Origin of the sequence: Nocardia vinacea NBRC 16497 (genome assembly GCF_000308835.1) — a bacterium.
GTDB classification, from domain to species: domain Bacteria; phylum Actinomycetota; class Actinomycetes; order Mycobacteriales; family Mycobacteriaceae; genus Nocardia; species Nocardia vinacea.
Genome location: NZ_BAGN01000178.1, coordinates 1 through 13491 on the forward strand (window position 1 = coordinate 1; position 13491 = coordinate 13491).

Below are 13491 nucleotides of genomic sequence, written 5' to 3' on the forward strand. Positions count from 1 at the left end.
CGGCCGGTCGGGGGGCCGATCGAGGAACCCGTGACGCTCGGCCCGGACGGGCAAATGTTCGTCACCACCCTGACCTCGAGCAACTGCGCCATTCTCTCGCTGCAGATGCCGACCGGCCGCAAGCGCTTCTGCAACCCGCTTGGACCGAATGCGATCTCCGCGCCAACGGTGGTCGACAGTGGCACCAATGTCTACGTCGGCGACGACAGCGGGGTCAGTGCGTTCAACTCCATCGGGCAGCCGCGCTGGCGGACTCCCGTTGCGGGCGTACCGGTTTCGGCGCAGTTCACCGGTGACGGGAATATCCTGACGGTCACCCAGTCCGGTCAGGTGGATGTGCTGAGCCGCCAGACCGGTGCGCGCGTCGTCAGCACCACCCAACTGCTGGGCGATCCCGATTTCCTGGAGTACCCGGATCTCACCCGACCCGCGTCCGGACAGGGTCTCGACGACTGCGCGATCGGCGGACCGCAGTGCCCGGTCGCCAATATCTCGCCGATCGAGGTGTCCAGCGGCCGCTTCTTCGTCACGCTGTGGAAGCCGGGCAAGCCGATCGCCGCACTGGTCGCATTGCGCTACGCCGACAATAAGATTCAGCAGGAATGGAGCGCGGACCTGCTCACCGGCGGCAGCGCGACCAGTCCGACGCTGTCCGCTGACGGCCGCACCGTCTACGTCGGCGACAACTCCGAGCGCCTCATCGCGGTCGACGCCGCCGACGGCCGGACCAAATGGGTGCAGCCCCTGGATTGGGCTCCGCGCGGCGGCATTTCGGTCTCCAACGACGGCCTGATCATCCCGGCCGGTGACGACGGCCACTTGCTCGCCCTGCGCGACAAGGGCGACGCCGCCGAAATCGCCTGGGAACGCAAGGATCTCACCCTGCGCGGCACCCCCGTCCAGACCGATGGCGACACCGGCTACACCGCCGCCGCCATCGGCGACGGCATCAACCTGATCACCTTCGACACCAAGACCGGCACAACCGTCGACTCGGATGTCCTGCCGGACGCCAAGGGCACAACCACCGGCACCTCCATCGGCCCCAAGGGCGAGGTAGTCCTCGCCACCCGCATCGGCGAAGTCTTCACCTTCAAACCCGAGCAGTAGACGCTCGGGGTGGCGTCGAGAGCAGCTTGCGTTCTCGACTCCAGCGAGCCCGGGTGGCGGCACCGGTGATGCCGGCGAGCACGGGTATAGGGCACGAGCGAGTCAATCGCGCCGGGGGCGGCTGGGGTGGAGCACGGTGCTGGGCCTTGATCACCATGTGTCTGCGGCGGCAAACGCCGGGACGGGTGCGCCAACCAGTGCGTTCTCGACGCCAGTGCATGGGTTAGGTGCAGAGGAATGCGGCGGCGGTGCGGGATAGGCGGGTCAGGATGAGGGTGTAGGGGGTGGTGCCGCGGAGCTTGAGGCGTTTGCGGAGGGCGTCGGGGTCTATGTCCAGGCCTCGGATGCGGATTTCGAGGGGGCCGCAGTTGCGGCGGGACAGTTCTTGGCGGAGAGCCTTTTCCCGGAATTCCAGGCGGTCGAGGATGCGGAAGCCACGGACGCCGTGGGGGACGGTGTTGCCGGTCAAGTAGGCGATCTGCGGATCCAGTTGCCACAGGCCGTGTTCGGCAGCGTAGTGGCGCACCAGGCCCGCGCGGACGATGGCGCCGTCGGGGTCGATGATCCACTCGCCGGGGGGCTGTTCCGGAATATCGTCGGGGGCGGCGTCGGTGTAGGTGACGGATTCGCCGCGGGAGGTGAGAACTGTTGCGCGGCGGGTGATATCGCTGTCGGCGAGGCCCGGTGACCACAGGCAGGCCTCGCGGACCGCGCCGTCGAGGGAGACGACCTCGATCTCACCCGGCCAGTTCAGGCGGTCGAAATCCAGTCCGGGAGCGCACTTTACGGCCAGATCGCGGCCGGGATAGGCGGCAAGCAGATCCGGGAGCGGGGGTTGCAGTTTGGCTGGATCGTGGGTGCGGCGACCATCCGCGCGGCGGGCCGGATCGGCGATGACGACGGTGCCGGTGCTGGTCGGGACGAGGGCATCGGCCTTGGCCAGCAGGACATTTCGGGATGCGCCGAGATTATGTGCGGCCATGGACAGGCGCACATCGTCGAGATCACTGCCGAGCACGGAAGGGCAGGTGCGGGCCAGTTCGGCGAGTTCCGCGCCGATCGAGCAGGTCACATCGTGTACGGCACGCCCGGACAGGCGGGCGGCGCGATGGCGGGCCACCAGCGTCGGCGTCGCCTGTTGCAGTGCGTCATCGGTGAACAGCCACTGTCCGGTATCGACGAGCTTGGCCGCGGCACGGCGGCGCAAGCGCACCGTTTCCACGAGAGCGGCCGACCGCTCGCCGAATTCGCGACGCACCCGCTCCATATCGCGCAGGTGCGTCGCGGGAGTCAGCTCCAGCCGATCCACCTCGGCCAGCGCGGCACAACCCGCCGCGCTGCCGAGGAAGACGACATCCTCACGGCCGAAGCGGTAACCCACTACTTGGCGGCAGCGCCCGGCTTCACGCCGGTGATCATGGCGTTGTAGAAGAACTGGCGCGGCACCACGCGGCGCATGACGTTCTCGTCCAGCCAGCTCAGCCGCAGCCACGCACGGTACATGGCCATCCGGTAGCCCATGGTGAGCTTCTCCTCCGGGACGGCCGCCTCGAAGGTGCGCACCGGCCAGCCCCACAGCGCCGCCGCGAACTCCTCGGTGCTCGCCTTGACCTCGGTGGCGCCGGCGCGCCGGGCCATCGCCTCGAGGTCGCTCGGATCGAAGGTGTGCAGGTCGACGACCGCCTCCAGCGCCGCGGCGCGCGAGGACTCGTCCAGTTCGGCCTGCGGACGCCGCCACCCCGACAGTGCGGGCAGCTTGGTCACGGTGGTGGTGGCCTTCCAGGTGATGCGGCCGAGCCAGCGGGCGTAGAAGTTGCCCGCGGTGGTCGGTTCACCGGCGAAGACGAAGCGCCCGCCCGGCTTGAGCACGCGCAGGCATTCCTTGAGTGCCAGTTCCACGTCCGGGATATGGTGCAGCACCGCGTGGCCGACGACGAGGTCGAAGGTGTCGTCCTCGTACGGGATGGTCTCGGCATCGGCGACCCGGCCGTCGACATCGAGCCCGAGGTTCTCGGCATTGCGCAGTGCGACCTTCACCATGCCCGGCGACAGGTCGGTGACCGAACCGGACTTCGCCACGCCACCCTGCATGAGGTTCAGCAGGAAGAAGCCGGTGCCACAGCCCAGTTCCAGCGCGCGCTCGTACGGCAGCGGCGCGGGGCCGACCGCGGCGTCGAACCGGCCGCGAGCATAGTCGATACAGCGCTCGTCATAGGAAATCGACCACTTGTCGTCATAGGTCTCGGCTTCCCAGTCGTGATAGAGCACCTGGGCGAGCTTCGTATCCTTCAGCGCTGCTTCGACCTCGGCCTCGGTGGCATGCGGGTTCGGCGCCGGGTCATCGGGGTGGACCGTCATGGTGGGCTAGCCTAGCCAACCCTCCGCCGCACGTCTGCAGCGGACCAGTGAGTAGGACGTGATTTCGCACCGTCGCCCCGCACCCCGAGACTCGTTCTGGTTCTGAACCTGCCCGCTGATCTACCCCCGCACCGCCGCGCGCCCCTGATGCGGTCGGCAACCTGGGGCTCGAGTGGGACCCACGATCATCAAGTGCTGCGAAAGCCACACCACCCACCGCGCAGGAACGTGTTCCTGTTTATGGTCCGAATCGGCACTCGGATCGCCCAAACCCGTCTCAACAGACCGCAACACCGCGAATCCAGGCTACCGACCGGTAACGACAAGCAAGCCAAACCGAACCGTCAGCCGGATGCGCCGAAGCCCGCCTGGTGCCCGTCCGCACCCTACGAGGGTTGCCGAACCTGGGCCGCCGACCAGGTACCGACTCCGTGCCGATGCGGCAGCCCTCGGTGGCGAACAGAGCGGTCCATTCGGTGCAAGCCCGTCAGACCCATCAACCGAGACCCCGACGAACGCCACCGACTCCGCCGAGCCCACTTGTGCCCGTCAGCGCCCGACGAAAGTCGCCGAACCTGGACCGTCGGCCAGGTAGGACTCGGTGCCGATGCGGCGGTCTTCGGTGGTGAAGAGGGCGGTCCATTCGGTGCGGGCGCGGTCCAGGCCGTGTGGGCCTGCTTCGAAGACGGCTTTCGCGGCGGCGAGGGCGCGGGTGGGGCCGTCGGTGAATTGTTGGGCCCAGCGGATGGCGGTGGTGTAGACGTCGTCGGGGGCAACGACCTCGTCGACCAGGCCGAGGGCGAGTGCTTCGTCGGCCTCGACGAAGCGGCCGGTGAAGACGAGGTCTTTGGCGGAGCCGGGGCCGATCAGCAGCGATAGGCGGCGGATGCCTGCGAGCGGGATGAGGCCCGCTTTGATTTGCGGCAGGCCGAGTTTGACGTTGTCGCCGATGATGCGACGGTCGGCGGCGAGGGCCAGTTCCAGGCCGCCGCCGAGGCAGTAGCCGCTGATCGCGGCGACGGTGGGCTGGGGCACCTTGGCCAGGCAGCCCAGTGCCGCCTGCAGATCGGCGGCCATGGCTTCGGCCTGATCCGGGCCGAGCCCGGAGAGTTCGCCGAGATCGTCACCCGCGCAGAAGACCCGCTCGTCGCCGTAGACGACCAATGCCGCGACCCCGGGGTGTGCGGCGACAACCGCCGCCGCCTCGGCCACCTCCCGCACCAGCTGCGCATTCAGCAGATTCAGCGGCGGACGGTCGATCCGGAGGACGGCAACGCCACGGACGGCGGGATCCTCGGGCAACTCCAGGGTCACGAATTCGGCCATGGCAGGAAACCTACTGCCTCATGGACGCGCGGATCCCCTGAGCCTGCTGGTATCCGGCAGCTCGGCGAAATAGCGCTGGTTGTCCGGGAACTGGAGCACCTGCCGCCCGTTGTCACCGGTGAGCACCGGCATGATCGGTTCGATCACCCGGTCGATGGCCAGAATCTCCGCCGTGGAAGCGAATTCGGCAATGGCATCGAGCTGCGACCAGGTCGGCGGCAACAGCACATCGGTGCCCGCACGCCAGCGGTCGAGCTCGTCCGCCGCGGTGCGCCATTGCACCTCGGCCGCCTCGGTGGTGGCGCCGTCGGCCAACTGCCCCTGCGGCAGCACCGCGACGAAGAACCGGGTGTCATAGCGCCGCGGCTCGATCACCGGGGTGATCCAATTCGCCCACGGCCGCAGCAGATCCGCACGCAACACCAGTTTCTCTTCGGCGAGGAAGGCCGCCAGCGACACTTCGCGCCGCTCCAGTCGAGTCCGGGCATCGTGGTAGCCAGTGGTATCGGAGACGACGGTGTCGGCCGTCGGCCCGGCCAGTAGTACCCCGCACTCCTCGAAGGTTTCGCGCACTGCGGCGGCAACGAGCGCCTTGGCCCTCGGCTCGGTGGTGCCGAATTTCGCCGCCCACCAAGCGGGTTCGGGTCCGGCCCATTCGATATCGGCGGTTCCGTCCGACGGATCGACACCGCCGCCAGGGAAAACGGTCATACCGGCGGCGAAGGCCATCGCCCCGACCCGGCGCTGCAGGAACACCTCGGGTCCGGTGGCACCGTCACGCACCAACATCACCGTCGAAGCGTCCTTGGGCGACGGAATGGGCTCCTGCGCGTTCGACTCACTCACTCCTGCACCCTAACGCCTGCTTGTTTTACGCCGTAATCCCCATCACGGGCTCAGCGCGAACGGTGCCGCCCCAAACGACGCGCGCGACGCGCGAAGTACCGACCGTCGACGCGATCCAGCGCGATCGACTGACGGAAAGCCTCGCTCAGATTCTCGGCGGTGAGCACATCCGGCAGCAAACCCTGTGCGACGACCGCGCCCTCGTTCAGCAGCAGACCATGGGTGAAGCCCGGCGGAATCTCCTCGACATGGTGGGTCACCAGAACCATGGCCGGGGAATCGGGATCCGAGGCCAGATCACCGAGGCGTTCCACCAACTCCTCACGACCACCCAGATCCAGACCGGCGGCGGGCTCGTCGAGCAGCAGCAGCTCCGGATCGGTCATCATCGCCCGGGCGATCAGCACCCGCTTGCGCTCCCCCTCCGACAATGTTCCGTAGGTGCGATCGGAAAGATGTTCGGCGCCGAGGCTTTCGAGCATATCGATGGCGCGGTCGGTATCGATATCGTCGTAACGCTCGCGCCAGCGACCGAGGACCGCGTAACCGGCGGAGACCACCAGATCGCTGACCTTCTCGTCGCGCGGAATCCGGCTGGCCACCGCGGCCGAGGACCAGCCGATGCGCGGTCGTAGCTCGCTGACATCGGTTTTGCCGATGACTTCACCGAGCAGATGGGCGATGCCCGAGGTCGGATGCACTTCGGCGGCGGCCATGCGGAGCAGCGAGGTCTTGCCCGCGCCGTTGGGTCCGAGGACCACCCAGCGTTCGTCGAGCTCGACCTGCCAGGTGACCGGGCCGACGAGGGTGTGACCCGAGCGTCGGATGGTCACGTCGGTGAAATCAATGAGCAGATCGGGATCCGGTTGCGGCACGGGCTCCATCTTGGCTCAAATGCGCTGTGTTCGTACGACCGACCCATGCCGGTAGCCACGACGTGGCCATTCGCCCGCTACGACGTGCCTTCGCGGACGGTGCGCGCACCGCTCCCGGCGGATTTTTCGGCGGCTCATCGTTGGAGCGGAACATCCGCGCGACGATCAGCGCCAGCGGAATCGAACAACCTACCCAAACGGCGAGTATCACCAACAGCGTCGTCATCATGATGGCCTCCGGCAAGTGGTGTGCGGGCGGTCCTGTTGCGTCGAACGTACCCAGATCGGGCCCGGGTGAATCCCCCTAGCGCCGAACAGCGAAACATCTATACCGCGTAATCGCTTGTGGGACCTGCAGCGCAAACCGGTTGCGAGGCAATTCACTCCCAGGCAATCAGTATTGCCCGGGTACCGCGATCACAGTTATCGACCCCGGAGCGACCTCGGTGAAACCGGCGTCGCGCACCGCGACGGCCTGTCCACGAGACACTTGCTCGCACAGCGACGCCCACTGCTCCGGTCCGGATTCGCGCACCGCGCATCGGAACTCACGCTGCGACCACCGCAGCGCCTCGTCCACGGTAAGCGCACCGGCTAGCAACATGCTGGCGTGACCGACCTGAGCAGCGGCCTTGCCGAGCGTCATGCCGAGTTTCGCATTCACCCACAGCACCGGCAGATCGGGATCGGCGGGTCCGGGATCGTCGTGTTCGAGATCGGTGCCGTTGATCTGCAGCCGCCTGATCCGCGAATCGACCTCGCCCACCGGCCCCGGCACGAATGCCCGCGCCTGCGCACCGTCCACCTCGACGGTCACCCCGTCGACCTCGTTGGCGGCCAGCCACTGCGCACCGCGCGCCCGCCGGGCCACCTTGCGGATCCGCGACCGCTTCCAGGCCAGGAACCGCTGCTCCCACACCCCGTCTGGCCCGACCCGCTCATCCAGGCACAGCGCCACCGTTGCCGCCGCCGCGGCCTCCAGCAGCGCACTGCGCCGCGGCGGATCGATCTTCGGAATGTGCAGCACCATCTGCATGGCCTGCACGAGAGCGGGATCCTCCGGGTCGCCGAGACCGCCGTAGCCGCGCGCCAGCTCCGCATGCCGAATGCGGAATCCCGCAATGCCCGTGGACAATTCGGCTTCCGCCGAACCACCGCTGTCCCGGACTCCGGCTGCGCCCTCCGGGAAACTCGCCATCACTCCACCTTGATCGTCGATGAAAACCGCTGTACGGGATCGGCTCCGACCTCCCCGGCCGAACGTATCGAGTGCAAGTTTCGTGACGCCCGCCGCATTCCCGATAATGGTCTATCGGTGTGACTCAGCTACCGACGAGCGGGACCCGACGGATTCCGCCGTCGCGGGCATCGGCGGCCTCCACCTCGTCGCGGGTCACGCCGAGGATGAACAGGACGGCATCCAGATAGGGGTGCGACAGCGCCGCATCGGCGACCTCGCGCAATGCGGGCTTGGCATTGAAGGCGACGCCGAGCCCGGCCGCATTGAGCATGTCGATGTCGTTGGCGCCGTCGCCGACTGCCACGGTCTGCTCCATCGGCACCCCCGCCTCCGCCGCGAATTTGCGCAGCGCGGTGGCTTTGAAGGCACGGTCGACGATCTCGCCGACCACCCGGCCGGTCAGCTTGCCGTCCACGACCTCGAGCGTATTCGCCTGCACGAAGTCCAATTCCAGTTCGTGCGCGAGCGGTTCGATCACCTGACGGAAGCCACCCGACACCACACCGCAGCGGAATCCGATGCGGCGCAGGGTCCGAATCGTGGTGCGCGCGCCCGGGGTCAGCTCGATCCGGTCGGCCACCTCCTCGATCACCGATTCGTCCAGCCCCTCGAGGGTCGCCACCCGCTGGCGCAGCGATTCGGCGAAGTCGATTTCACCGCGCATGGCCGCCTCGGTGACCTCGCGGACCTGATCCTCGACCCCGGCATGCGCGGCGAGCATCTCGATGACCTCGCCCTGGATCAAGGTCGAATCGACATCGAAGACGATGAGCCGCTTGGCCCGGCGGGCCAGTCCGGCCCGCTCCACCGCGACGTCCACCTGTTCGGTGACCGCGACCTCGGCCAGCGCCGTGCGCAGCCGCGCATCGGAATCGGGTCCGGTATCGGTCGCGGTGACCAGGAGCTCCATCCCGGTCACCGGGTAGTCGGCGATGCCGCGGATGGTGTCGATATTGGCGCCGAGCGCGGCGAGCTGGCGGGAGACCGAACTGAATGCGCGCGCGGTCACCGGCGCGCCGAGGATGACCACCGCATGGGTGGACATCGGCTGCCTGCCGATCTGTGCGTCAACCTCGACGTCGACATGCATGCCGACGGTATTCATCGCCTCTTCGAGCTCGTCCTGCAGCGCCTCCGGATCACTCGGGCAGGTGACCAGCACACCGAGGGTCAGTCGGCCACGGATGACGACCTGCTCCACATCCAGCAGGCTCACGTGGTGCCGCGACATCGCCGCGAGCAGCACGGAGGTCACACCGGGCCGGTCGGGTCCGGTGACGGTGGCGAGGACGGTGGTGTCGGCCAACTGAGGTGCTCCAAGTTAGTTGTTTGCCGTAGCTGTGCTGGACCCCGGTGTCGCAACGCTGCGGTCGGTGCTTGCCCCACAAATGAGTGTGCACCCACTGATTGATCAGTAGGTGCACACTCATCGATCGGAATTCTAATGCTTTGCCAAGGCGCCTTCGTGCACCTCGGTGGCATGTTTGCCCGAACCCCAGCCCACATGGGCCTCGGCCCGCATCCGCTCGACCATGTGCGGGTAGTGCAGCTCGAAGGCGGGACGCTCGGAACGGATGCGCGGCAGCTCGTAGAAGTTGTGCCGCGGCGGCGGGCAGGTGGTGGCCCACTCCAGCGAGTTGCCGTAACCCCACGGATCGTCCACGGTGACGACCTCACCGTAGCGGTAGCTCTTGAAGACGTTCCAGATGAACGGCAGCATCGACGCGCCCAGGATGAAGGCGCCGATCGTGGAAATGGTGTTCAGCGTGGTGAATCCGTCACTGGGCAGGTAGTCGGCGTAGCGGCGCGGCATACCTTCGGCACCCAGCCAGTGCTGCACCAGGAAGGTGGTGTGGAAGCCGATGAAGGTGGTCCAGAAGTGCCACTTGCCGAGGCGCTCGTCCAGCATGCGTCCGGTGATCTTCGGGAACCAGAAGTAGATACCGGCGTAGGTGGCGAACACGATGGTGCCGAAGAGCACGTAATGGAAGTGCGCGACGACGAAGTACGAGTCGGTGACGTGGAAGTCCAGCGGCGGGCTGGCAAGGATGACGCCGGACAGACCACCGAAGAGGAAGGTGACCAGGAAGCCGAGGGAGAACAGCATCGGCGATTCGAAGGTCAGCTGGCCGCGCCACATGGTGCCGATCCAGTTGAAGAACTTCACACCGGTCGGGACGGCGATCAGGAAGGTCATGAACGAGAAGTACGGCAGCAGCACGGCGCCGGTGGCGTACATGTGGTGCGCCCACACCGCGATCGACAGCGCGGCGATGCCCAGTGTCGCGTAGACCAGTGTGGTGTAACCGAAGATCGGCTTACGCGAGAAGACCGGGAAGATCTCCGAGACGATGCCGAAGAACGGCAGCGCGATGATGTACACCTCGGGGTGGCCGAAGAACCAGAACAGGTGCTGGTAGAGCAGGATGCCGCCGGTGGCCGGATCGTAGATGTGGCCGCCGAGGTGGCGGTCGTAGGCCAGACCGAACAGCGCGGCGGTCAGCAGCGGGAAGGCGAGCAGTACGAGGACGCTGGTGACGGCGATGTTCCAGGTGAAGATCGGCATCCGGAACATGGTCATACCGGGGGCACGCAGGCAGACCACGGTGGTCAGCATGTTGACGCCACCGAGGATGGTGCCCAGACCGGAGACCGCGAGGCCGAGGATCCACAGGTCGGTGCCGACGCCGGGCGAGTGCAGGATGTCGGTCAGCGGCACGTACGCCGTCCAACCGAAGTCCGCGGCGCCGCCGGGGGTGATGAAGCCCGCGGTCGCCATGGTCGCGCCGAAGGCGTACAGCCAGTAGCTGAAGGCGTTCAGTCGCGGGAAGGCGACGTCGGGGGCGCCGATCTGCAGCGGCAGGACGATATTGGCGAAGCCGAACACGATCGCGGTCGCGTAGAACAGCAGCATGATCGTGCCGTGCATGGTGAACAGCTGGTTGAACTGCTCGGGGGACAGGAACTGCAGACCCGGCCGGGCCAGCTCACCACGCATCAGCAGGGCCATCAGACCACCGATGAGGAAGAACGCCATCGAGGTGGTCAGGTACATGACACCGAGGACCTTGGGGTCGGTGGTGGTGACCATCTTGACGATGAACGAGCCCTTCGGCCCGGTCCGAGCCGGATACGGCCGAGTCGCTTCCAACTGAGGGACTGGCTTTGGCTCTACGGCAGTCACTGATCCTCCTGAAAGGTGCCTTTAGGTCGCTCCGCAGGCTCCGCTGCTCGCATCCGCCCCACTACCGGGGACGGACGAGGAGTTCGCTTGCGCTCCTGAGATCGTAAACCGTGCTGCGACAGCCATCCGCGCGGGTCCTACTCTGTGTCGTATTTCGCGGTAAGGGCGACTACGCCGACGATCGAAATCCGGCACGGTCCATGCCGACCGTTTTCGAGCGACCTGCAAGCAGTCGCCAGCGATGACTTTCCCGGGCAGCCGACGTCTCTATCGGTGACAGTGATCCACTCTCGGCAAGGAGACCTTTGATGAGTACAGCATCGCCTAGCGATTCGATGAGGGGCGCCGATCGGGCGACGGGTGGGCCCGCACCTGAGACCGGCGATCCCTGCTGGGTCGACGTCTACACCTCTGATCCAGACCGGGCCATTGCCTTCTACGGCCAGTTGTTCGGCTGGACCGCAGACCGCGCGGGCGAGGAGTTCGGCGGCTACATCACCTTCCGCAAGGACGGCAAGGCCGTCGCGGGCGGCATGGGCAAGACAGCGGACGGGGTCGATGGCCCCGATCAATGGACGGTCTACCTCGCTTCACCCGATGCCAAGGCCACCGCCGCCGCGGCCGCCGAGCACGGCGGCGCGGTCGTCGTGCCGCCCATGGAGGTGGGCGATCTCGGCGCGATGGCCGTACTCGGCGATGTCGGCGGCGCGGGCGTCGGCATCTGGCAGACCGGCACCTTCGGCGGTTTCGAGACCATCGGCATCGCCTCGGGCGGCACCTGGAGCGACCACGTCGGCATCCCATCCTGGTTCGAACTGCACACCCGCGACTACGCCCGCTCGCTCGACTTCTACCGCGACGTCTTCGGCTGGAGCGATACCTTCGCCATCTCCGACACCCCGGAGTTCCGCTACACCACCATCCACGCCACCACCCCGATGCTCGGCGGTGTCATGGATGCCTCGGCCTTCCTGCCCGAGGGGGTACCGGCGGGCTGGACCGTCTACTTCGGCGCCGATGACGTCGACGCGGCCGTCGCCAAGGTCGTCGAACTGGGCGGCACCGTGCTGGCGCAGCCCGAGAACACCCCCTACGGCCGGATCGCACAGGTCGCCGACCCGACCGGCGCGCGTTTCAGCATCGGCGGCAACGCCGAGTAGGCGAACCGGCGACCGCGCGGAATCCGCTGTACGACAGCGGGATTCCGCGCGGTCGCGGATATGGTCCGGATGCGACGTGCACGCGGTGGTGGCCTTCGCGTCCCGGCACCCACGCCACGCGGTACCCTCACCCGCATGCCGGTGAGCGCCCTTGTTCGCACCCGAAACCGCACAGACTCCCTTCGCTACGGCACCGCCAGGAATCGCGCGGTCCGGCACGGGGGCACCGCGGTCGCCCTGCTCTGCGCCGCATTGGTCGTCGCGGGCTGCAGTCAGAAGGACGACGCCAGCTCGATCATTCGCACCACGACGAATATCGCGGGCGCGGGTGTGGTCGGCCTGGAACGTGACACCTCGCAGGCCTGCCCGCTGCCGAGCACACCCGATCCGTCGAACGGCAAGACCCGCACCGTCACCCACGCCGCGGGCACCTCGGAGGTGCCCGCCGATCCGCAGCGCATCGTGGTGCTGTCCACCTCCGCATTGGACGCCGCCTGCGCGGTCGGTCTGTGGGAGCGGGTCGTCGGCGCGGTCCCGATCGACGGACCCCGCTCGCAGCCCATGTATCTCGGTTACGGCGTGCTGAAGATTCCCGCGGTCGGTTCGGCGGCAGAGCCCGATCTCGGGCAGATCGCCGCCCTGCATCCTGATCTGATCATCGGCGATATTTCGAGCGGCCCAGGCGGTTTCGCCGCATTGCAGGCTGTCGCGCCGACCGTGCTCGCCGATTCCGGCAGCGGCTGGCAGACCGAATTCAGTACGCTCGCAGCGGGTCTCGGCCGTCGCAATGCAGCGACAACGGCATTGGAGAACTACCGCGCCGAGGCGCGCGAGACCGGTAATGCGCTGGCCGCCAGCCAGTCCCAGGCCTCGGTGGTCCGCTTCACCGCCGATCAGGGCCAGGTCCAGGGCAGCAATAGCTTCGCGGGACAGATCCTCGCCGATGTGGGCGTACAGCGGCCGACCGCGCAGCGCGGCACCTCCTTCGACGTGACCGAGAAGGACCTGACGAAGGTCGAGGGCGACATCATCTACGTCGTCTTCGCGGACGAGGCCGGTGAAGCGCACGGTAAGACGGTGCTGCGCAGCGATGCCTGGAAGGATCTCGGCGCCGCCACCGATAAGCGCGTCTTCGCGGTCGAAGACACCGTGTGGCACGGTGACGGGCTCACCGCGGCCCGCGCCATGCTCGCCGACCTGCGCGGCAGCTTGAACGGTTTCGTCACCGACTGACTGTGTCTAATTGCAGCGCCTTCGGCGCTGCGTGTTCGCGGCCCCCTGTGTCTCGCGTCCGAGCCGTCGAGACTCGCGCCTGCGGCGCATGCGCTTCGACGACTCGGACGCGAGACGGGCCGCGAACGGGTCGCTCGTAAAACTCGCTCCGTGGTGGTC

At 67.3% G+C, this 13491-nt stretch carries 11 protein-coding genes; 3 read left to right on the top strand and 8 right to left on the bottom strand.

Features of this window, described 5'->3' with window-relative positions; genetic code table 11:
* Positions 1 to 1110: outer membrane protein assembly factor BamB family protein (locus ON44_RS23945; protein ID WP_040693901.1), on the top strand; the 1110-nt coding region annotated here is incomplete at its 5' end.
* Between the two features lie 223 nt (positions 1111 to 1333).
* Here the strand turns inward: ON44_RS23945 and ON44_RS23950 are convergent.
* The 8 genes from ON44_RS23950 to ctaD all read right to left on the bottom strand — a co-directional run bounded on the left by ON44_RS23950 (position 1334) and on the right by ctaD (position 10939).
* The gene (locus tag ON44_RS23950; protein ID WP_040693903.1) at positions 1334 to 2491 is read right to left on the bottom strand and encodes a class I SAM-dependent methyltransferase; all 1158 of its coding nucleotides are present in this window, start codon (positions 2489 to 2491) and stop codon (positions 1334 to 1336) included.
* On the bottom strand, positions 2491 to 3468 hold the full coding sequence (locus ON44_RS23955) for a class I SAM-dependent methyltransferase (protein WP_040693906.1): 978 nt from the start codon (positions 3466 to 3468) through the stop codon (positions 2491 to 2493). The genes ON44_RS23950 and ON44_RS23955 overlap by 1 nt, the downstream gene beginning before the upstream one ends.
* Before the next feature lie 549 nt (positions 3469 to 4017).
* On the bottom strand, positions 4018 to 4794 hold the full coding sequence (locus ON44_RS23960; RefSeq protein WP_040693908.1) for an enoyl-CoA hydratase-related protein: 777 nt from the start codon (positions 4792 to 4794) through the stop codon (positions 4018 to 4020).
* Between the two features lie 18 nt (positions 4795 to 4812).
* On the bottom strand, positions 4813 to 5583 hold the full coding sequence (locus ON44_RS23965) for an NUDIX hydrolase (RefSeq protein WP_169338091.1): 771 nt from the start codon (positions 5581 to 5583) through the stop codon (positions 4813 to 4815).
* 107 nt (positions 5584 to 5690) lie between these two features.
* Positions 5691 to 6524: an ABC transporter ATP-binding protein gene (locus ON44_RS23970; RefSeq protein ID WP_040693914.1), complete on the bottom strand. Its 834-nt coding sequence runs from the start codon at positions 6522 to 6524 to the stop codon at positions 5691 to 5693.
* Positions 6525 to 6909: 385 nt separating this feature from the next.
* The gene (locus ON44_RS23980; RefSeq protein WP_083898102.1) at positions 6910 to 7713 is read right to left on the bottom strand and encodes a peptidyl-tRNA hydrolase; all 804 of its coding nucleotides are present in this window, start codon (positions 7711 to 7713) and stop codon (positions 6910 to 6912) included.
* A 124-nt stretch (positions 7714 to 7837) separates the two neighbouring features.
* Positions 7838 to 9061 carry a phosphoserine phosphatase SerB gene (gene serB, locus ON44_RS23985; RefSeq protein WP_040693918.1) on the bottom strand — a complete coding sequence of 408 codons (1224 nt, stop codon included), beginning with the start codon at positions 9059 to 9061 and terminating at the stop codon, positions 7838 to 7840.
* A 135-nt stretch (positions 9062 to 9196) separates the two neighbouring features.
* Positions 9197 to 10939, bottom strand: coding sequence for an aa3-type cytochrome oxidase subunit I (ctaD, locus tag ON44_RS23990; RefSeq protein WP_063046341.1), 1743 nt, complete (start codon positions 10937 to 10939; stop codon positions 9197 to 9199).
* Positions 10940 to 11274: 335 nt separating this feature from the next.
* Between ctaD and ON44_RS23995 the strand changes: the two genes are divergently transcribed.
* A complete protein-coding gene (locus ON44_RS23995; protein WP_040693921.1) occupies positions 11275 to 12099 on the top strand; it encodes a VOC family protein in 825 nt (274 codons plus the stop codon).
* A gap of 135 nt (positions 12100 to 12234) precedes the next feature.
* Positions 12235 to 13332, top strand: coding sequence for an ABC transporter substrate-binding protein (locus ON44_RS24000; protein ID WP_040693922.1), 1098 nt, complete (start codon positions 12235 to 12237; stop codon positions 13330 to 13332).
* Positions 13333 to 13491 lie beyond the last annotated feature (159 nt).

What these genes read in the sequence shown, in the direction of transcription:
- ON44_RS23955 (WP_040693906.1), bottom strand. Translation starts at nt 3,468, where the DNA reads ATGACGGTCCACCCCGATGACCCGGCGCCGAACCCGCATGCCACCGAG.
- ON44_RS23960 (WP_040693908.1), bottom strand. Translation starts at nt 4,794, where the DNA reads ATGGCCGAATTCGTGACCCTGGAGTTGCCCGAGGATCCCGCCGTCCGT.
- ON44_RS23965 (WP_169338091.1), bottom strand. Translation starts at nt 5,583, where the DNA reads ATGTTGGTGCGTGACGGTGCCACCGGACCCGAGGTGTTCCTGCAGCGC.
- ON44_RS23970 (WP_040693914.1), bottom strand. Translation starts at nt 6,524, where the DNA reads ATGGAGCCCGTGCCGCAACCGGATCCCGATCTGCTCATTGATTTCACC.
- ON44_RS23980 (WP_083898102.1), bottom strand. Translation starts at nt 7,713, where the DNA reads ATGGCGAGTTTCCCGGAGGGCGCAGCCGGAGTCCGGGACAGCGGTGGT.
- ON44_RS23995 (WP_040693921.1), top strand. Translation starts at nt 11,275, where the DNA reads ATGAGGGGCGCCGATCGGGCGACGGGTGGGCCCGCACCTGAGACCGGC.
- ON44_RS24000 (WP_040693922.1), top strand. Translation starts at nt 12,235, where the DNA reads ATGCCGGTGAGCGCCCTTGTTCGCACCCGAAACCGCACAGACTCCCTT.